This is a genomic window from Bradyrhizobium sp. USDA 4502 (assembly GCF_054063355.1).
On the sequence record NZ_JBSSGF010000001.1, the window covers coordinates 173,322 to 194,259 of the forward strand.

A 20,938-nucleotide genomic window follows, 5' to 3' on the forward strand; every position below is an offset into this window, starting at 1 on the left:
CAAGCCTCGATCCTCAGTACGACGATCGTCCTGTACTGGCTTCGGAAAGCCGATCAGCCATCCGGCCTTCTGCAATTTTGCGATGGACGGTGCTAGCGGATGCTTATAGCTGTTCTTGTTTCCAAAAGACATTGCAGCGCGGGCCGTCGATAGGTTTGGCTTTGCGGGCGCCTTGCCCGGAGCCCGTCCGCCATGGTGGGATACGACCAATGACGTGATCGACCGCACTGAGCGCTTCAAGGACGGGATGTCGGAGTATCCGGCGTCACCGGGCAGCAAGATTGGATCGTCCTGGTGGTTTGGCCCATTGACCCATACGGCGATCCCGGAACGATTGAAGTTCCCTGTCGATCCCGTGCAGCGCTCGAGCTCGATCGCTCCCTTCTTCAGAATGCCTTTTCCATTCCAGATCAACAGGTTTCCATTTTGAGCAATGCTGCTCGCCATAGCGGATTGCGGGCCGGGTCCTATCCTCTGAAAAGGGGCGATCCAGGTTCTGTTGAGCGCTGTCGTAAACTTGTTGGCGGCATGAAAGTGATCGTAGTGCCAATGAGTAAGCACCACCACGTTCGTCCTTAAGACATATCCCGGTCATTGCAGCCGGCCATGTGCCGGTGTCCGCCAGAACGCCCGCTCCAAGATCAATATAAGCCAATACCTTCTTCGATTTCGTAACCAGCGCGTTGGCTGCGCCTTGTCCAACATCCAAAACGAAAACTCTCTCGACACTGTCGGCCGGCAGAGCTTCTCGGAGTTCATCGCCTGATTTTGCGTAGGGCGATAAGTCGGTTACTCTCTTCAAGCTGCTTAGAACATGCGGTGTGATACCCGCTTGAGAGAAGCGCACACGCACGGCTGGTCCGTTTATGTTTCCGTATAGATTAGCTGGGCCATGTTCGTCTTCGAATATTTGAAGCTCTAACCACGTCGGAAGCCTGCCCGACCAAAAGTCGAGCCATTCCAGGGCCGCGAGATCTTCGCCGAGCCGTGAGTTGATCTCGATCGCGTAAACCGGGGCCCCCATGGAGAGCGAAAGCCAACGGCCACTGGTCAGAGGTCCCAGAGATGAGGCGTTCTCACCGTCGAACCAGTCGGCGTCGACTGCATCAAACAGCGCATACTCTGACCGATTCCATTCGATCAGTCGCGCGTAGACTCTGCCGGGAACCTTAAAAGCACATTCAGGCAGGAAGAAGTGGTTCAGTCTCATGGGGGATGCCGGCTCGCTAGTTAAACTCGTAATCAATGAATAATTCGCCCGTGGCCGGGATCTTGAATTGATCCGGGAGCTCGCCAGCCGTCTTCTCAGCCTTCGTCCCTTGCGTGGCCACTTGATCGCTCCTTGCCAGTTGACCTTCCATTCGCCCGCGCAGAGCGTCCAGCAAGGGCTCTCGAGGAACCTGGTTGTATGCGTGGATCTGAGTGGAGCACATCCCAACGCAGCCGAGCCTCATAGCTGCTACCGCATCCTTGGGCGTCGCATTTGCACTGCCATGATGACCTACCTTGTAGAAGTCGATCTTCCCCAGGATCGACTGGGCATTTTTGGTCAGCTCGGTATGGCCCGGGGTTCCATACGCCCCGCCGTACAGAAAGTTTTCCCAGTTGCCCCACTGGGCGTCACCGGCAAACAGCAAATGCCTTCCTCGAAAGCTGAACAGGACAACGAGGCTTTGGTTGTTCAAGGTGTTATCCGCCGCCTTGGCGCGAGCCGCTAAGACGTCGGGCTGCGCGCCGTCGATCAAGCGGATTATCGTCTGATCGTCATAAATTCTGAAAGCGTCATTGGGATAGCCGTTCTTGTCGGTGCAAAATGCCTTGGGAAACGGTCGCACCACTTCGTCATCTGTCTCGATCTCGTCAGACAAATACTGCTGGTTCACCTTGGTCATTTGCGAGATGAGCTTGGGATCAATCGGCGGACCGAGGATCTGGGCGGATAGACCGGCATCAGTGAGACTCTTGGGCAAGATAGGCTGGTCGCCGGCCTTGTAGTAATCATGGTCCGCCTCGTTCTTGAAGCCTCTGTGAAGGACGTCCAAGGCCTTTTGATTTTTTGACCCACCGCCGGCGGCTGCCATCCCTCCGGTGATATTGTCGACCATATCCTTGAGCATCGGCGAATCACTGCCGCCTCGCGCGGCGAATCTCGCCGAAAGATTATCCGCCATCGCAGTGAGGCTCGCCTGAAAGGCCATCGCTTTGTCGTTCTTTGGATCCTCGAACCAAGGCATCCAAACACGCTCGACCGTGAAGCCGCTGAAGATGTCGCTACAGCTCGCAAAGCCCGATATGTGGTCGGCATGTCGATGCGTCATGATGACGAGCGCGAGCTTAGAGCCGCAATCGTTAGCCATCTGCTGCACCGCATCCCGGATGCTCCCGAGGTCCTGCGCGTGAACGCCGCAGTCTATCAGAACATGCTCGCTCGCCCCGCCGGCCACCGGCACAGTCAAGAGAAAGAAATCGCCAAAACCAACTCGAAACATTCGTACCCGTAGCCCTCGGGCGCTCTCGTTTGAAGAAGGATCGGTCGAAGGCGAGCTCGTGTCCTTCCCGCGCGGAGGCATCTTCGCGGCCTTGCCGCCCTTCCTGGCAGGTGCCTTTGCCGTCTTGTTCCGAACTTTGGGGGCGGATTTTTTCTTGGGTGCCATGATTAAGCTCCGGCGTGCAGTAAGCCGAAATCAAGCTGGAAGCGTGCGTCGTCTCCTGCTTCGCCGACCTCGCCACTTTCAATCTTGGGGCTGATCGCGCGGCCGCTCGAGGCATAGTATGTCCGCACGCGATCCTCGCGCTCAGCGCTGTGAAGCTTTGCAATCACAAACCGTATTCTCGGCGGCGGCCTCTTGTCCGCTTGCGGCGGGTCCTGAGAGATCAGCAGCGTCACGCCGTTCCGCATTGGAAAAGTACCTGAGCCAGCATCACCGAACGGCGTTCGCACGGTTTGGACCAATTCAGCCACCATATCCACAAACAGCCGACCGTCTTCGCCCATGTGAAACATGGGATGAAACGAAAGTGCCTGGATTTTGCCGAGATTCTTATCAAACCCGAGCAGGTCACCGTACTTCTGCGCGTAGGCGCGCAGAACGTCCCCGTTATTGTCCTTCTCGGACTTGGTCAATCCGTTCGGATCGCCGAATTGAAGTCCGTCGACGGTCGGGAGCGCATCGCGCCGGACTTTCGGCCAGAACAGGGATTCTTCAGAGAATGAAGCCGCTCCGTCTGCAATGATTCCGCGCAGGCGGAATGCCTGCATCAGCGCGTCGCGAACACCGTCCGGATCGTTTGGATGCAGATCAAGGTCCGCAGTCAGGACGGCGCGCAAAAAATCTCCAAAGGTGATGTCGACCGGCGGGCAGTAGTCAAGCGCTCGTGCACAAATGACGAAAAACTGCTCTGCCGTATGACTTGCTTCCGCTGCCAGGCGTTCGGCGAGCGGCGCGGGCAGATCGTCATGGTCGAGATTGCCGCCACCAGCGCGATGAATCCGAAACAGATCCGCTGTTCTGCGGATATAGATGGTGAAGTACGCATCGAACACCGCAGCGACCAGGATCGACCCGCGATCGTGAGGTTCCGTCTTGACGTTAATGTCGTTTGAATTGGGCGGTGTGCCGAGCGCGCTGCGGAGCGCGCCGCGCAAACCGACTGCCTCTCCAAACTGGGTCGCGAGGGCGACGAGGGGATTGGCTTTTCCAATCTGCGCCTGAATGTCCGCTCCAGTCGATCCGGCCGAAATTGCCAGCTCTGGTTTGAGGTGCGAGTCGAACAATCGGCCGCCGGTTTTTTCCAAGGTGTCAAGCAGGAACTCCTTGTGTGAGAAGTGCGAGAACAACGCGGCAAGATCTGCGAATGCCTCGTGAAATGCCGGAACGTCGATATTGGTTGGTTCGGTAAAGAAGCTGCGTATGCCGTCCACGATCGCATGCGTCGTCTCGTGCGCGATAATGTCATGCGACAGGCACGTGAAGACGGTCTGCCCGGGAAGATTGCTTCCCGGATTGCTGCGGCTGGCTCTGAAATACCCGAAGAGGATTCCGTGTGCCTCGGGACTATAAAACGCATTCGCCTGGCACATGGCGTGAGGAAATAGATTGAGGCAGCGAGACGCACCGCGCGGAACTGGATCGGCGCTCGCCGAGCGCTTTGTGCCTCGCCAATGAATCCGACGTCCCAGCGCGAACTCGAACCGCTGCAGCGTTTCGCTCGCCACCGCATAGACCATCTGCTGGTGAAAGCGAGGATCTGCCTCGCTTGGTGCGAGGCCCCCGCGGATCAGGAGCCTCGGATCGTTTAGATCGACCGGCTGGTAAAATGTCTTGTTTGCCCCGTCGTAGTCGATCACGGCAAATCGTTCGCCGATCGGACCTGGTTGAACCGCTTCATAGCGCACCGAGGCGGTCATGTAGTTTCCGACAAGCCGGCCTGCGCTGGGGTCAAATGCGTAGACGTTTAGCGGGCGTTCGCTCGGTGTCGGTATCTCCGATGACGTATAGATGTCGGGAGGCGACGAAGCTTGCGGTTGCTTCCCGCTATCGCCCTGATCGCGAACTTCCTCGCAAACAATAGTCGGACGTCTCATCATGTTGCCTCACAATGAGCGAGACTAAGCGGCATTGCGCTGGGTGCGCGCTGCCGCTATCTCGCTGATCCTCAGTATTCGTCGGGAAACGGAAAGCCCGTGGGATCAGTAATCTTTATGTCAAGCGTCGTCTGCAATCCGGGAGGGATATGCTTGCGCAGTGCGGCGTCGCAGATCGCGTAGCCCCAATTCATGAGCTGATTTTGAAGTTTGATCGGCATCCGTTCCAAACGGGTGGCGACTGCAGCCAAAGCAGCGGACTGTCTGGTCGCACATTTCAGTGGGTCGGTCGCGAGCTGGTAATCTGAAAATGAGGTGCGAATTCCCCAGAACGCGCCGGTGTGGTCACCGCGCTTGTAAGCGTCGATCAGGTGTCGCTTGCGAAGACTGCGGACCTGGTTATCGATCGTGTCGAGGATACGCATGGAGTGGCGTACCCAATCGTGATGCGGATCCTCTTCGGGCGCAATCTTTTGGCCGGCATCACTCACCAGCAGCGTCTTGAAGCGTTTGGTCGTTTCCAAGCCGAGATTGTCATAGACCCCGCCATCGCTGAGTACGGCCTGCGTCGTGAACGGAGGACGGTTGAGCTGACTACCGGGCGGCGCTTCTACCTTTTGGCCGATAGGCAGGACCATGGGGGAGAGGATGGGCGGAAAGGCGGATGATGCTGCAACCGCAGTGCAAAGCGATACGTCTGGATCCTTGACCAGGCCGACGAGATAATCGCCCATGTACGGCCTTGAAAAGCGCCAGAGTGCCGAGCTTTGGACGTTGGTCGCATTGATCACAAAGCGGGGAGCCTTGTTTTGCGAATCATCGGGAAGGTCCTTTAGCCTTGCACCCTTGAATAGTACGTCGTCATACGACTGGGCGACCTTTTCGCTGATCGAAAGTGAAGAGAAAATCCCACCGATGACAGCGCCGGCGTCGACTGTGGTGTCTGCCATTGCGCGAATTCGGTCAACGAGCAGACCGAACTTTACTGTTTTTCCGTTGCTAAACTGAAGTTCCTCCCAGAGCAGGCCCAGCACACCTGCAGTGATGGACCCGCCCGAGACACTAGATATCCTCTTCAACTTTCCCAACAGGCCGATCTCGTTGAGCCGATAAAGGGCTCCAACATGGAAGACCATGGCACGATATCCGCCGCCTGAAAGCGACAGGGCGACCCCATCTTCGATGGCTATAGATTGCTTATGCGGATCAATAAGTTCTTCTTCCATTTGAGGTCCCAGCTGCTGGCGTTCTCACAAGGTCAAATCGCAAATCGAGCGGTCACGTCCAACCGCTGGTTTGATCTCGTTCAGCAGATCTAAGCCGTGGGGAGCCTTGCACGGGGAGTGATTGACTGAATAAGCCAGAAAGACTGAGGAATGGACGTGACATCTGAATGGTTCACTGAAAACGTGTGACGCAAAGGCTCAAGCGCGGCCAAAATATCCGTGGCCCCGGCGCTGTTGAAATATGACTCGATCAATTATGTCGGCGTATGAAACCGCTTATGCAGCGTCGCTGCGTAAGATTCAACCACAACGATAGTATTGCATGAGTTGCTCGAGGATTCCAATCAATACGTGTGAAAAAATGCAGATAAGCTGCGTCCGCCTTCGGCTACTTTCGGTAGGACCTGCAAAGCGTGGAGGGGGCCGGGTTTGTGGTAATCGACTGGACTGGCTGAACAGAGCGCATCGGCAGGCTCACGGGGGCGTCAGTGCCTTAGCAGCTCAGCGTGCGTTTGCGTTTCAAGGCATGTGCGTCAAATTGCGCAGAGGAAGACGATTGTCTTCGTGGATCGTAGAGCTTGGCGAATGCGAGGAAGTGAGCGGTTCGCGCTGAAGACAATTCCGGGAAGAACGGTAGAGCGGGACCTTTTAGGACGTCGCTTGTTTGGCTCTTTCTTATTCGAGACGAAGCTCGCCTTTGGCCAGATTGGCCGGCCGCTTCTCGAGGTTCTCATCGCAGATACCGCCTTCCGCGCCTTGGGCTCCTTGCGTAGGCACGGCTGCGGTTTGAAGCGAGCGATATCAAGGCAAGCATTGCCATCAGGATCGAACGAAATGTTCGAGGCCCTTCGTGTTGCCCGCCGGGCTGGATATGCGTGTGATCTGCCGCGCTAAGTAGACTGAGAAAATTCATTTGATAGTTCTGGGGATTAGATGATCAATGCACTTCGCGTGGCAAAGACAGCCAATTTTCACAGTCTGAAGCGAGCGCTGAGCAACGCCGCGGTTGATGATCTTTTCCGGCGGATTCGCGCGGGGCAGCCATCCGCCTCCCAGAATGTTTTCCACCATCGCCGCATTTTGGCGGGGGCGACCTATTGGTCAGCGATTTCCTTTTTTTACGAACGCCCATCGGCGTTCATGTCCGAGGAGGCCGGCATTCGGGAGCGGATTTGTGGGTTCCTCCTGCTGGTCGAGCACCGAGGCCACGTCGCCATATTCAAGTCAAAGCTTGATCTCCCAGCCGAATTCTCAACGCGATACTTCGCGCGGGTGCCGTCCGAGCGGGTCGACATCGCCGTCGCGCGTAATGACGCCGTGTTCGAAAAGATCCGGCTCCGCAACATGTCGATCTCAAAAGACGTGATGCGAACCAAGACATTTGAGGCTAGCGATCTAAGTAACGTCGTGGGACCGGCCGGGGCGAGCCGTTACGTGCCACAAGGTTACACAGTCCGATCGAACGCCGGCCACTATTCGACAACCCCTCGCACGGGCCGGATTGGTCAACGATCCGATCGTGTCGGCCACCAGGACTTGATCGATTATGCGACTTCCGTAATTGATCAGCTGGTCGACGCTCAGGGAGCCCCAGCCAGATTCATCGGTACATTCGCCCGTGCGATTGACTTGTCGAGCATCCAAGGAAGCGTCAGTCCGACTGCGTTTGCGGTTGACCTAGCTAGCCTGACAGACGCCGTCCACGAGCGACGTGATATTAGGTTGGTGCGTAAGAGCAACGAGAACTATGTCGTTCTCTCAAAGTCGGAAATCGACCAGGTGTTATCGGAATTGGACTGCGTGCTAAAGGTCGACGGCCAAGGTAAGCTGCTGGATCTGGTCGATAGCGCTACCAGCAGCAAGGTCGGTGCCATAGCGATCAATCAGAGTCGGATTGCGCTGCGCGACCTACGCCTTCCTCTTGGCGCCGATGTTGAGATTGAAGATTCGGATCGTCCGCTGGGCGAAGATCCAGATCGAATCTCGCTTCGACGTTACATTGAACGGGAGGATTATTTCATCGTATTGTTCGACTCGCCCTCGCTGGCGTATATAGACGGCACTCTGTTCAGGGATGAGGGGTTCGGCGACGGTGGCGTGGCTTTGCTACGTTACTTGCGCGCGAACGCCCTCCTCGGCGGCGTTGTCGACGAGAAGGGAAAGTTTACGGCTGCACATGCGACGTTTGATTCCGATTCAACGTTCGGAGTTATCGAAAAAAGTGTCGCTGATGGAGACGAAGTTCTTGTATGCGACGATTTGGGCGACGAATGGGCGGACTTCATCGGGCTGAATAATTCGAGCAGTCCACCTCGCATCACCTTTTATCATGCTAAGCACGGGCCGCCTTCGCTGGGCGCCGGTCCGTTTCATATTTCGGTCAGCCAAGCTATCAAGAATTTGCAGCGCATGAGCCTGCCGGCAGATGCGATGGGAGCAAAAATCCGCCGGTGGGAAAAGAATTATAGCAACGGCGGGGCAACGACCAAGATCCCGCGGACCCTCCGCGGAAGCGTAGGTCAGCTCGCCACGGAGTTTGCACGTGCGCGAACCGCTCCCGATGCAATCCGCCGGGTCTTTATCGTGACCTCATCGCTCAGCCGAGGTGCGGTCGAAGCCGCTCTTGCGCGCGTTAAGGCAGGTCACGCGGCGGACCCATATTTCGTTCAGCTCTACTGGCTTCTGATGTCGTTTTTCTCGGCTTGCACGGAAATGAATGCGCACGGCTATGTCGTTTGTCAGGATTAGAGAGCACGCATTCCCTCAGCGACATGATGAGATGGTCAAGCTGCACTTCGGCTTAACCCGGCCGGCTCGTTCTAAATTGGGGCGTTCAGAAGCCTTGGTCGGCTGTCGCGTTGTAGAGAAGAACAGGGGAGAGTGCCGCTGCCACACTGACTGGTTAGACAGCCGCGGGCCATGGCAATCCAGTATCGGATGAGGGCAACTGCGTACCCTCAATTGCATTCATTTCAAGAGTAGTTATTGCGTGCCTCACAACCTAGCATAAACTCTAAGCCATTTGTCATTTTATCTCGATTTCAGGAAATCCATATGTTCGGTCGGATCACGGCCCGTTTCGGGTCACTTGCGGTATTTCTGTCCATCCTTGTAGCGTCGCCGATCTTAGCCACGTCAGCATCCGCCAACGACCTGCCGCAACGAATGAGGTTGCCGGTCGGCAGCTACTGGATTGGGGGTGGCGGAGGCGGGGACCTCCCGTCGGGGCACCTGGGGCTGAACCGCACGGCCAATACCGACGGACGTTCCACCTTCAGCATGCCCGCCTATTGCATCGACAAGGGGCGATCGGCACCGAACAGTGGTCACCCGATTACAGCGTTCAGTGGTGACGTCCGAATTCAGCGGTACGAAAAGGGCCCGCTTGTCGCAGAGAAGCCATTTGTCGACGCCATTTCAGGACCAACGCCCTGGGTCTTTGTCTCGGGGCAAGACGATGAGGGCAAAGAGGGATCTCCAATTAGAATTGCGATCACCCCGCTTGATGGTCGCTACGACTACGCGGTCCACGTCCAGGGCTTGGCGATTGCAGGGACCGACGCCAACGATGTTGCCAAGGCCTCACAGGAGTGGAGGGGCAATGAGGGAGTTCTGAGGGTCTCCAGCGCCTTCGATGTAATGAGGGCGATCGTTGCATTGGCACCAGATCCATACGAGACTCTCGATAGAATTGAGAACGTGAGGCAGGGGCTGGAGTGGCGCTTCTTCGGAAGCCAATCGTCCGGTGCAGACGTGGCGGGCGCCAAAGTGAATTTGCCTGTAGTGCGGGCCGCAGTTGACCGCCTGATGGCAGCGGATTTTGCGCCCCGAGGCCGCGCGTTGAAGGCGCGCGATCGTGGCGACTGGATAACGTTTGCAAAGGGCGGCAATGTTCCAGCTTCCGAGGGAGAGCAGCTTTCGCGAGTGTTGTCTGATATCGGCACGGAAATCGCTTTGCCGGATGACATCGATCAGCCCGAAACTCTTTCGATGCTTGCAAACGTCAACAGACTGATGGCTCTGGATCGCGCTCGGGCGCTTCAACCTTCTCGAATAATTTCTGCTGAGAGCGAGGTCGGTCTCGCCTCAGGGCCGAGCATTTTGCGGTCGTTTTACGCCACCCGGACCCAGGGCGGTCAGTCTTTCGCAAAGGCGCTTCGGATCGCAGCTTACCAGCGATTTAATCCGCTTGATGTGGCAAGCGGCCAGGTTGAATACGATCTTCTGCAGGACTTGCAATGCGCGGCTGAATTGGATCGGGAGGATGTAGCCGCAGGCCTTTTGGGCGGCAGGCTATTCGTTCGTAACGAACAAGCTGCAGCCTTATCGATTGCTCCGCTGCAGGCTTTGGCTCGTCAACTGCATCTCTACGCTGACGAATTTGGTAAATCGCGCAAGGTGAAGGTGTCGAGCAACGATACGCATATTTGTTTCCAGTGGTTTGATGATCATGGAAAGCTAAATACAAAGAAGATACCGCGAGAGGAATTCGGAGGACGCTTCGTGTCAAGCTTCGGTCCGGCCGTATTCATCACAGACGGAAGTGATGGCGCTTTGGATGAGTTGCTCAGCGCGGCCGGCGCCGAGGCTCAAAATCTCGTTAACGCGAGATTGCGGCTCGCTGCAAGTTCTGTCCGAATGCCGACAGGGAAGCCTGGCAAAAAGCCCGATGTTGAGATCGTGCAGCGAGCGGGGGCAGGGGAGCGCTCCACGGACGTTTCCATACTCGAGCTGGACGGAAATGGTGATGCAGGCGTGATTAAGCTGGAGGATGGATCCATCGTCATAGTCGATACCGGACGAAGCCGCGACATCGTCCAGCAATTGAGGAAGTTTCTCGTTCGGAACTACAGGAATGAGAAGCCGCAGATCAAATTGATCATCACCCATTCGCATCAGGACCATATCGGTGGGCTTGACGCTCTCATTGATGCTGGGTTCCGCATTGATGAGATTATCGTCGGCAAATCCATGCAAGACTTGGCAGACGATGGGGTTATTGCCAATCTACAAAAACGCTTGAAGAGCGCGGGATACAACGACAAATCGACAGATTCAATCGGCCACTTCGTTCGCGACGGCGTAACGCCTTGGATTAATCTAGAGAATGTAGTCGAAAGAGATGGAGTTGAGACCTTCACGCTTTATCCCGGCAACGATACGACAATCACCCTGCATCATGTGTCGGACAGCAAAGAGCCGAACGATGCTGGGATCGTGGTCAAACTCGTCAATAGGGGGACCAGTTGGCTTTTGACCGACGACATAAGCGCAAGTACTATGAGGACAATGCTTCTCTCCCTGCCGCCGGGATCGCTGTCTGCAGGCTATCTGAAATGGCCACACCATCTGTGGTTTCCAAAAGAACACTCCACTCCGCGCGCCGACTTGAACCGCTTCCTCTCAGCGGTCGCGGCGCATACATATGTCTTTTCGAATAAGGGCCATGTCTCACATACTAGCCGACGCTATAAGGATATCGTCACGTTCATCCATTCAGCTTTCGACAAGGACGTGAATGCCTTGTGGACGGACGAGTGGAAATCGAACTTGGTATTTCGGTAGCGGCGCAGTGTGCTGACGGCGACTATTAACTGCGTGATTCATCGCCACGGCTGTTGCTATCCCGGGAGTTAGATAAAAGAACCCGCGGAGGAGCGAGCGCTCGTGGAAATTTTGAGCAGTGATCCGCAGCTGCGACGATCTCGCATCGTGCATGCATCTGATTGTGCCGAGCACAAGGAGATTTCGTCAAGGCTTTAGCCCAAGAAGGACGAGTTCATTGAGTTAGCGAAGTATGGGTTCGATGGAGTAGCTGACGTGAGACTCTCCGCGCGACTAAGGCAGGGCTGTTCAAATGGATACCAATGAGGCTGCCCCAGTGCGCGCATGATACCTTTTCAGGTCGATCCGCCCATGGCGCCAAGGTAGCTGTTCAGCGCCCCGGGGCGCGGAAGTAAGGGGCAGGTATGAGATGACTCAGTTGGCAAGCGAGTTGATGCGTCGCGCGCCAGAATTCAAGCGCAAGGGTGCCAACGAGATGCGAGCTGATCGATGCAATACTTTTCGAGCTCTTGGGTTGGACCAAAGAAGATGTAATGAAAATGTGGAATTGGATTTCCGCGATCGGTGTAACCATTGAATTCGTCGGGTTCGCGATCCTGGCGATTGAAGTCTATCGGACGCTCAATTCCGATATTCTCGATAACCTCCAAGTCGTCGCTGAGAAGAGCGCGGCCGATTCTATGGTCGTGGACGACGAGAGCGGTCTGCACTTTGACGGAGGGCAAATCGGTAAGTTGATCGAACAGATCAATGTTCGGCAGGTTTCGTTGCGGAGCCGCAAGAGCCTCATCAGAATCGGTGCGATAATTAGCGCCGTCGGCTGCATTGGCCAAATCGTCGGTAGCTTTGGCCAAGCCTGGACCGCAAATTGACGGTGCGTCTACCGTGAATCGGGCCAGCGATTTCAGAACAAGACTCCGAAGCGTCGGTTCAGGGCCAAGCTGCCCGATGATCGAAGGCCGGCCATACGGTCGAACTGCGATCGACTTCGTCCATGAGCAGTTGGCGACAGGTACAAAGCTTCGCGAGCTCACGATCATCGACAGCACTTTCCTCGCTCGCGGCTCGCACCTTGTGTTGTGTACGTCGAGACTTGTGTTCTGTACGTCGAGAGGGGTGCCGGCGCAAATTGCGTCGCCGGAAATGCTGTCATTATAGCCAAATTAGAGGGACGGTGCCGTCGGCGTGGCGATCGCGGATGCCGCTGCAAGCCATCGATTGGGCCGGCGAAAGTGCCAAGCCCGGTGCGCGGTCGTCATGTTTAAGTGCGTGGGATCGTCAAGAGCCTGCGCATTGCGCTGCAAAGAGCCTCGCCGTTCATGTAGCTGAGGCTCCGGTCTTGCTTGCCGGCGATGAACCATTCGGTTTCAGCGCATAGCTGTTTCAGAGCTCCGGAATTGGGGAAAAAGAGGTCAGCATGACTGATTGCTCCGCAACGCTGGACGAGACAGCTAGCTAGCCTTGCTCTTTGAGCGAAGCAACACCCCACGCAGGTGGATGACAGGACTTCCGCGTCCGATATCTGGCTGCTTTTCTGACTTCGAACGATACTGCCGGTGAGCGCGTCGCATTGCGGCGTCCGCACCTTCTTCGGAGCAATGGTCAAGCGCGCGTGAGCGCAGAGGTCAGGTTACTTTTTATCAAGAGCGAGGTGATCGCGACCAGCGCCAGGTCCTCACTCATATGCATTCATGCAACCGACACAAATCGCAAGTATCGGGAACTGATCGATCGAGACCAGTGCATGGTCCCGCCGCTACCCGTTCCCGTCATTGACGCTCGGATCGCGATTGAGCACTTCCGGCCGGCGCGCCGCGCGACGGGTTTCACTTATCGCACCTCGAAGGACAGATTCAAGAAGCTGCTGATCTCGAGCGAATCGTCAATCGCCATGAGCGTTCGAGGAAGACATCTTATGGCCAGAGGCTGCGCGACGCACTCATATGCGTCTCGTCTGATCAATAACGCACCAATGTCGGTCGACAACAACTTGGAGGGAGAGTGGTCGATGGTGTGGATTTTTGCGTTCTGCGCGAACGAGCGAAGAAAAAGTGCGCCAAGTCGACAGATTGAAGCGGGAAACATCGATGTCGTGTTCTTGGCTGTCTGCAACGAAAATCTCTTGACCGTTCAACAGAATATTCGATAAATCGCGCCACTACTGTAGGTTAAGTTCTCAATTTCTAGCGCGGTGCTCGATAGGTGTTGCTCGTCGGCTTGACGGCAAGCCTCTCGCAATCTGCGGCGCAATGCCTTCGACGAGCGAGTTCGTAAAATCCTGGGCTACTTCACTCGCTCAGGACGATCTCCGATAGACAGTAGGAAATTGACGCGATGACTGTGCGCGAGCAGCTGTTTACATTGTTGCGCAACCTCCGGTGGATTGCCGTTCTCTCGGTGGTCATTTCAATTTTGCTGTACCTGCCAGATCAGATTCAGGAGCTCTACCGGATAGCAGCTGACGACATCGGGTTGATTACGCTCAAGGAATTTGTCGCCCTTGGGGTGATTGCGCTAACGATTTGGGCAGCCGCTTTTCAGCTTACCGCGGCAACCCTGCCTCACATCCCCCCGGCCACGGGTCGCCTAGCCTTCTATATAAAAGCTGCTCCCGTTGTGCTCGGAGCGCTGCCGATAGCCGCCGCGATGGCAGGTCAACTCGCCTCACGGCCGGCTGAAAAGGTCGGTGAGGTCGAGGAAGTCGGAAGCATCTTCCGCATTCAGGACCAGGCGCTCGCCTTCGAGCGGAACATGCTTGTTATCCTCGCGTTCGCGATGTTGATCCTGCTCGCCTCGTTTGTCGTCTTTGCTTGGCGGTTGGGATCGAAAGGTCGTTCGACTGCGCTCGCGAGTCGGGCGAACATTGCTTATTTCACACGATACAGATTTCTCGCGCTCACGATCGTCGTCATCGCCCTGTTGACGACCGGGTTCGTTGTGCTCCCGGACCGGCTTGCGCAATTCGTCGGATCGTTCGGCGTGATCGCGCTCTTTACGATGTGCGTGGTCGCTCTCACCACTCACTTTGCGCTGCTGACGATCAGGTTCAGTTTCCCATTCATACCAGTTGTGTTTGGAGGTTTATTCCTGGTTGCCTCCTTGCTCGGAGGCGATGGTCACGGCCTGCGCGCCTCGAAGGAATCAACTACCCAACCGGAAGAAAAGCGCTTTGCTGCAGTTGAAGCATTTCGTGAGTGGCTTCTGCAAAAACCGCGTGTTGCCGAGGCCAAGAGGCTCGGAGAATATCCCGTATTCATTGTGGCCGCCCAGGGCGGCGGTATCTACGCAGCTAACAATGCGGCGCGCTTTTTGGCCAGGATGCAGGATCTCTGTCCGGCATTTCGGCAGCATCTGTTTGCGATAAGCGGGGTTTCCGGGGGGAGCGTCGGTTCGGCAGTTTTCGCGGCTGCGCTTCATACCGACAATGCGCCACTTGATACGATCGCTCCCGACGCAAAGACATGCCCGAAGATCGCGGACTTCCTGGCCGGCGTCGGCCGGGCCGAGGATATCGATGCCTCTGGGCCGGTCGAACAGCGCGTTGCAAGCGTCTTGGAGACGGATTTTCTTTCGCCCTTGGTCGCCGGCTTTCTGTTTACCGATTTCACCCAGCTGTTTTCTCCAGTCGCTATTCCCAGTTTCGATCGCGCGCGTTTTCTGGAATACACGCTGGAGAATGCTGCAGACAGAATGCTCAAGGCCCAGAAGGGCGCCGGTGATCAATCCAATCTGCTAAAAGCCGACTTTCAGTCACATTGGACAGCTTCCAACAATATGCCGGCGCTGTTGTTGAACACGACAGATGCCGGGAGCGGCAAACGCGTTGTTATCTCGCCCTTCGATATCGACCCGCTACACGCGAAAGACAAGGACCTTTGTATTCTCTCGAGCGTTGATCGCACAGGCAGCGGAGCCGATCAAACCGTCAAAAGCCACTCGTTGCGAATTCCGCTTAGCGCTGCGGCCTTTACGAGCGCGCGGTTTCCGTGGGTGACGCCGGCCGCGACGGTCTCTTTGAAGAATGATTGCATGACCGCCAATTCGCAGGCGCGCCTGGTGGACGGCGGATATGTCGAGAATTCCGGAATAGAGACGGCGCTCGATCTGATTGAGCGGCTCAACAGTATCAGGGGCACGTCCGATGCGCCGAAGTTTAGGATCTATCTGCTGTCGCTGGTGAGCGGTCAATTCGGAGACCACGGCTCCTTCATGTTCGGTGAGCTCATGGAGCCGGTGCGGGCGCTCTTGAGCACGCGAAGCTCTCGAACCTATGTCGCGCTCAATCATGCGACCAATATCGATCGTCGCCCGGAGAACGACCTCACTTCCAGCGTGCAGCGCTTTCCAACGTTCGGACGGATCGACATAACAGGCAGGTTTTACAACCTGCCGCTTGGCTGGACGCTATCTCAGAGAACCGAAGATATCATCTCGCTGAGCAGTGGCCGCTTCTGGGATTGTGTGCCGAAGGACGATTTCGATCAATCCCGCAACAAGCAGAGCAATGCTGATTGCCTGCAAGTAAAGTTGTTCCATCTCTTGAACGGATCTGTGGCGTCCGCCTTTGAAACGCTGAGGGATGCCAAGCTTGCCCAGGCTGCTTACGCCGATGAATTGAGCAGGGAATACAGGCCCGCTCCAAAGATCAGGCCGCAGCCGCTACTTGCCTGTTATGAGACGAAGTGGTTGCAGGAGCGTGGCTATCAGAAATACCAGGATAAAGTCGCTACGTACGAGCAACAGCTGGCGCAGTCGATCGAGGACCATTCGCCGCCTCCTGCACCTGTGCCGCCATATCGAAAGAGCTATATGGCTTAGTTCCAGGCCGAGCAAGTCAAAGCCTTGCTCGAGGAATGGGACCGTATCGAGGAGACCGATCCGCGGATCTTGGCCTATATCCTGGGCGCAATCTCCTACGACAGCGCCGATTTTACCCGCAGCAGCGAAGACTTCTCTTATAGCGCGGTCTCGCAGCTGCCGGCCAAATGGCAGAAGCGAATAGTCAAGAACAACGCGGACCTCGCGGCCGCGAACAAAGCGTCCGTCGGCATGGACGCATTGCTTAATCATCCCAAGGATTTGGCCAACTTCGTTCTTGGTTATGAGGGCAACCCATTCGGAAACAAGGTCGGAACGGATGACGGTTGGCTGTTTCGTCCACGAGGAATGTATCAACTGGTCGGGCGCGAGCAATATCAGGAAGCGCAAAATCAAATGCAACAGATCGAAGAGCTGGCGGGACTTGATCTTCTGGCACTTCCCGACGCCCTGCGTGACGCGAAGATTTCAGCCAAGGTGGCTTTCGCTCACTTTCGGCTTCATCCCTATCAGAACCGAACGCTGCTCGAGCTTCTTAAGGATCGTTCGATGGACTGGATCGCCGTGCGCGCGTTGCAAACGGACATGGAGCACGGCCCGGCCGCAAGAGAGCGTGTCAATGCAAGAAGCCAGATGTTTCTCGGCTGCATTGAAGAGGCGTTACATCCGACGCAACTCAAAGCATTGCAGAGCAAACTCTACGGCAGCGAGTGAACACCCCGATCCACCTAGGCGGCACGCCGCGTGCGGAGATGATGTGGCTGAAGGCGGCTTTTCTACATAGGTTTTCGTTTCTCCAATCTGACATGGGAATTGCCGACGATGGCAAACAGTAAAATGCGCCGGTCGAAGCTTGGTCGGCTGTTTACAAAACTGTCCGCAGCGGGGCTGATATTCGCCGTTGCTTTCGGAACAGGAACGGCCATTGCCCAGACGCCATTAAAGCCGCTTTCGGCCAACGACGTGTCTATCCTGTTTCCTCCACCCAAGACACCAGCAGACCTCGCTGGGCTGATTGCGGTGTCCGATCTCGCCGGTCCCACTGGAGCTCCGCAGCGGCTGTTGTCCGACGAGGATTTCGCACGCTTCATCGCTAACGCCGAACATCCAGAACGCGAAGGCGTGCCGGACTCGGGCGCGCGCCGCATTCAGCTGCCTGACGCCGTGAAGAAGATCGATGCCTGGTTCGTTGCAGGCATCCGGATCGACCCGGGAGCACCGGGATTATCTGCTGATGTCATCGCCCAGTTTGGCCGCCAGCCGCAAATCCGCCTGATCATTCAGCCGGTGACCAATGGACCCCAAGGGTTCAAGGTCCATGACACTGCCGGTCACCTTATCTTCAGTTTCAACTTGGTATCCGATCCACCTCTTGATGGTTGCGCGCCGTTCCCGCGCTTCAAACCTGATGACGAAGCCTTCAAGGCGATCGTGCGGGACGTTGCGTCTATGCGTGATCAACTCGCCGCGGGAAAATTCGGCAATGCCAAGGTCTCGACTGCCGGCGACATGAATGTGCACCCGGGACTGCTCGGTGCCTCCGCAAAGCCATTTCGTGATGCAGTCAAAGCTTTCTTGGAAAAGCATCTCTCGCCGCAGCGTCTCAATACCATGGCTGTGATGGGGATTTCACCGCCCGAACCCTGGGTGTTCGTCTCGATGCTGAGGGTCCCCAAGGCCGGCCTAATACCGGTGCCTGGCCCGACGCTCGATGGTGCCCATGCCGCACAGATGTTCAGCATTGTCGGCGAGACGCACGTCGTCCCGCGGCCTGTCACGAATAATGAAAATCCAGTGACTTGTCGCCACGCTGCGCTGCAGAATCCTCCTCTGCCGTCCGCGGATCGTAAGGGCGTTTCAACAGCCGATTTCATCGATGCCAACGTCCCCAATAGCCGCGTTCTCGAGATCGTCAATGTCATTGCGGATCCGAAGAAGAGCCATTTCTTCAATACGGACTGCGTGAGCTGTCACACCGAAACGGCGCAGCCACTCAAAAGGAAAGTGCAAGGCTTCACGGTGCCTGGCGTGAACCGAGCCGTTCTACCGAAAGAAGACTGGAATGTTCGCAATTTTGGTTGGTTCCCCTCATTCCTGCATGGTGGCCCAGCGGCCGCGACCATCACGCGACGCGCGGCAGCCGAGACCGCTGACGTGGTGAGCTTCATCAATAGCCAATTGCTGAACAAGTAGTACGGGCCATCGTCGGCCAGCGCGATCGCGCAGCAGAGGACGCCATTTGAGATCGAGGAGGGTTGCTATGGGGGCACGTTCGTTCAGCTCTTGGGTAGGTGGCCGCTTAAGGCGGTGGCCTCATATCGTCGGTCTCTTGTTTGCAATCGTGTTCGTAATTGTGTTTGTCGCGGCGGCGTCAGTAGGCATCACGGCGTATTTCGCGCCGCAGAAGCTTCGCGATACGGCGCTCAAGATCAAGAATGGCGCAAATCTGGTTGCCCAACTGCTGCCGGCGACGCTGCCGGCGCCATCGAAGCTCGATGGCGCATACTGGCTGCCACAGAACTGGAGTGCGCGGCAGCGTTACTGGTTCCACCACACGTCTCAAGGCACGGCGACCATTCCTGTCCCCTATCGATGGTTCCTGGCTCTCGAACGTCCTGAGTTGTCCACTCATTACACGAGCTTGACGGACGATGAGTATCTGAGACGCCTCGGTTTCATTCCAAGTCCGAGCTCGAAGGACTTTGCCGCTAACGCACCTGCATACGGCTACCACGAGGATGCGTCGAAAGACGTGAGCTCCACTTGGACACCAAGTACGCCAGACAATCCAAATGGCTTGCCGGTAGGCTTCGCAATCCTGAAGGGAGGCATCGATCCGACGACGGGAGCATTCTACGAAGATCAGATCGGACTAACCTGCGCCGCCTGTCATACCGGTCATCTCGAGTACAAGAATGTTAGCATCCGCTACGATGGTGGGCCGGCAATGGTCAATCTCGGTGAGGTTGAACGAGTCATTGGGCTGTCGATGGGCTATACGCTAAAATTGCCATGGCGTTTCGAACGTTTCGCCGACCGGCTGGAAAGCATTGAAGGTCGAAGCATCGACCGCAAGAAGCTTCGACGTGATCTGGAGCTCGCACTTCGAAAGATCGAGAAGCAGAAGATCGCAAGCGACAATCTTCTGTCGGGGCAGGGCGTGACGAATCTCGACGAGGGATTCGGTCGGCTTGATGCCTTGAACCGGATTGGCAACCAGATCTTCTATACCAACTTTCTGGACCCTGTGACCGGAGAGCTCCCAGATCCGCTTCTGAAGGGCAACTTCGCGCGCAATGACGCGCCTGTGAGTTTTCCGCCAATCTGGGACACGCCGTACTTCCTTTGGGCGCAGTATGACGCCTCTGTTCTCAACGAGCTTGTTCGCAATTCCGGCGAGGCGCTCGGCGTCAGTGCGAAAATCAACATGAAGGCGCCGGCGACCGGACGGCCGCTTTTCAAATCATCCATCCATCTATCGGACATTGCACGTTTCGAGGAGCTTTTGCGCGGTACCGATCCCTTTTCGTCGACGGAGGCAAGCGGCAGGAAATTCAGCGGGCTTGTGGCGCCCCGTTGGAAGGACGCGCAGGACAGGTTTCAAGGCGACCCGGCCTGGGCCATAGACGAAAAACTCGTTGAGAAAGGTCGCGATCTTTATCGCTCGCACTGCTTTGAATGCCACCGAGGACCGGTCAATGACCCCGCGTTTGACGCCAAGTGGCCGGAAGAGTCATTCTGGAAGCCGGAGAACCCGGATCGATCGGCCAAGGGCGAGAAGAATTGGGTGGAGATCGGCGGACGCCATTATTTCAATGTGGTTCAGCTACCGGTGAACGTGATCGGCACTGATCGTCAACAATCCAACGTGCTGACGACGCGGCGCGTTCACTTACCCGGCTCGGTCGGTCTCAATCCGATCGAGGATCTGAACAGAGCCTGGGGCTGCGGCCTTCCAGCCGATCGAGCTGCCAATCCCTTGTTCGTGCTTGCGCTGATGGACGTGGTGGGCAAGACGATTGATCAATGGAACATTGCGAACGATTCCTCCGAACAAGCCAAGCAGCAGATGTGGGGGCCGAGAAAAAACTGTCAGAACCCGCGAGTCTATGTTGGAGCGCGGGCGAGCCGTAGCGGCAAGGACGAAGATGTCCTCGCTCTTGAACCTCAGTACCGGGCGCGCCCGTTGGATGGTGTCTGGGCAACAGCTCCGTATCTGCACAACGGGTCCGTGCCGACGCTGAAAGACATGTTATTGCCGCAGGGCCGGCGGCCGAGTTCTTTCTGCGTTGGCAGCCGGACGTTCGATCCAGTCAACGTCGGACTTGTTACGAAACTGCGAGCGAACGACGCTTGCGCCGCCGGCCTGACCGACTTCAACGTATCGCTGCTTGGCAACAGCAATCGCGGGCATTCGTTCGAGGGCAAAGAAACCGACATAACGAAGCTGCCGCCGGGGGTCATCGGTCCAGAATTGACTGATGCCGAACGACGGGCCCTTCTTGAGTATCTGAAGACGCTGTGACGGAGCTGTTAGCACCTCGAAGCTGAGCGCTCGCCATCAGAGTGTCGACCGAGCCGATCTTTGGGAGGGATACCGTCAACGTACACTCGCCCCGTGCTGCGAACATGTGATTTTGCGCCTGGGGTGGGAGTTGCTGGACTTCATTACGCGGATCCGGGTGATGGCGCCGGTCCGATGTCCTTTGGTGATGATAACTCGACAGGTGCTCCCGAGCGCGAG

Annotated in this window: 11 protein-coding genes and 1 pseudogene; 8 read left to right on the forward strand and 4 right to left on the reverse strand. The window is 56.5% G+C overall.

Going from position 1 to position 20,938, the window contains the following annotated elements:
• Positions 1–265: 265 nt before the first annotated feature.
• The 4 genes from ACVW1B_RS00790 to ACVW1B_RS00805 all read right to left on the reverse strand — a co-directional run bounded on the left by ACVW1B_RS00790 (position 266) and on the right by ACVW1B_RS00805 (position 5,811).
• Positions 266–1,210, reverse strand: a complete 945-nt coding sequence (locus ACVW1B_RS00790; RefSeq protein WP_253603751.1) for a hypothetical protein — start codon at positions 1,208–1,210, stop codon at positions 266–268.
• 16 nt (positions 1,211–1,226) lie between these two features.
• Positions 1,227–2,654 (reverse strand): ComEC/Rec2 family competence protein, encoded by a 1,428-nt coding sequence (locus ACVW1B_RS00795; RefSeq protein WP_253603749.1) that lies wholly within the window; start codon positions 2,652–2,654, stop codon positions 1,227–1,229.
• 2 nt (positions 2,655–2,656) lie between these two features.
• Entirely contained in the window at positions 2,657–4,408 is a 1,752-nt protein-coding gene (locus ACVW1B_RS00800) for a gluzincin family metallopeptidase (protein WP_253603747.1), read from the reverse strand.
• 248 nt (positions 4,409–4,656) lie between these two features.
• A complete protein-coding gene (locus ACVW1B_RS00805; RefSeq protein WP_253603745.1) occupies positions 4,657–5,811 on the reverse strand; it encodes a patatin-like phospholipase family protein in 1,155 nt (384 codons plus the stop codon).
• A gap of 933 nt (positions 5,812–6,744) precedes the next feature.
• On the opposite strand from ACVW1B_RS00805, the gene ACVW1B_RS00810 reads away from it, so the two are divergent.
• From ACVW1B_RS00810 to ACVW1B_RS00845, 8 genes and pseudogenes are all read left to right on the forward strand, one after another.
• On the forward strand, positions 6,745–8,559 hold the full coding sequence (locus ACVW1B_RS00810) for a hypothetical protein (RefSeq protein WP_245313803.1): 1,815 nt from the start codon (positions 6,745–6,747) through the stop codon (positions 8,557–8,559).
• Positions 8,560–8,865: 306 nt separating this feature from the next.
• Positions 8,866–11,376, forward strand: coding sequence for an MBL fold metallo-hydrolase (locus ACVW1B_RS00815; protein WP_069276435.1), 2,511 nt, complete (start codon positions 8,866–8,868; stop codon positions 11,374–11,376).
• Between the two features lie 872 nt (positions 11,377–12,248).
• Positions 12,249–12,420: pseudogene (locus ACVW1B_RS00820) on the forward strand (IS3 family transposase); the annotation flags it as partial.
• Between the two features lie 568 nt (positions 12,421–12,988).
• Entirely contained in the window at positions 12,989–13,525 is a 537-nt protein-coding gene (locus tag ACVW1B_RS00825; RefSeq protein ID WP_253603743.1) for a hypothetical protein, read from the forward strand.
• Positions 13,526–13,710: 185 nt separating this feature from the next.
• Positions 13,711–16,194 (forward strand): hypothetical protein, encoded by a 2,484-nt coding sequence (locus ACVW1B_RS00830; RefSeq protein WP_253603741.1) that lies wholly within the window; start codon positions 13,711–13,713, stop codon positions 16,192–16,194.
• A 69-nt stretch (positions 16,195–16,263) separates the two neighbouring features.
• Complete coding sequence (locus ACVW1B_RS00835) at positions 16,264–16,908, forward strand: hypothetical protein (RefSeq protein WP_253603739.1); 645 nt, start codon at positions 16,264–16,266, stop codon at positions 16,906–16,908.
• A gap of 108 nt (positions 16,909–17,016) precedes the next feature.
• Positions 17,017–18,387 carry a hypothetical protein gene (locus ACVW1B_RS00840; RefSeq protein WP_253603737.1) on the forward strand — a complete coding sequence of 457 codons (1,371 nt, stop codon included), beginning with the start codon at positions 17,017–17,019 and terminating at the stop codon, positions 18,385–18,387.
• A 316-nt stretch (positions 18,388–18,703) separates the two neighbouring features.
• Positions 18,704–20,719, forward strand: coding sequence for a di-heme-cytochrome C peroxidase (locus tag ACVW1B_RS00845; RefSeq protein WP_456813639.1), 2,016 nt, complete (start codon positions 18,704–18,706; stop codon positions 20,717–20,719).
• Positions 20,720–20,938: the final 219 nt, after the last annotated feature.

Coding starts and splice junctions, on each gene's coding strand:
- ACVW1B_RS00790 (WP_253603751.1), bottom strand. CDS start 1,210: ATGAGACTGAACCACTTCTTCCTGCCTGAATGTGCTTTTAAGGTTCCC.
- ACVW1B_RS00795 (WP_253603749.1), bottom strand. CDS start 2,654: ATGGCACCCAAGAAAAAATCCGCCCCCAAAGTTCGGAACAAGACGGCA.
- ACVW1B_RS00800 (WP_253603747.1), bottom strand. CDS start 4,408: ATGACCGCCTCGGTGCGCTATGAAGCGGTTCAACCAGGTCCGATCGGC.
- ACVW1B_RS00805 (WP_253603745.1), bottom strand. CDS start 5,811: ATGGAAGAAGAACTTATTGATCCGCATAAGCAATCTATAGCCATCGAA.
- ACVW1B_RS00810 (WP_245313803.1), top strand. CDS start 6,745: ATGATCAATGCACTTCGCGTGGCAAAGACAGCCAATTTTCACAGTCTG.
- ACVW1B_RS00815 (WP_069276435.1), top strand. CDS start 8,866: ATGTTCGGTCGGATCACGGCCCGTTTCGGGTCACTTGCGGTATTTCTG.
- ACVW1B_RS00830 (WP_253603741.1), top strand. CDS start 13,711: ATGACTGTGCGCGAGCAGCTGTTTACATTGTTGCGCAACCTCCGGTGG.
- ACVW1B_RS00840 (WP_253603737.1), top strand. CDS start 17,017: ATGGCAAACAGTAAAATGCGCCGGTCGAAGCTTGGTCGGCTGTTTACA.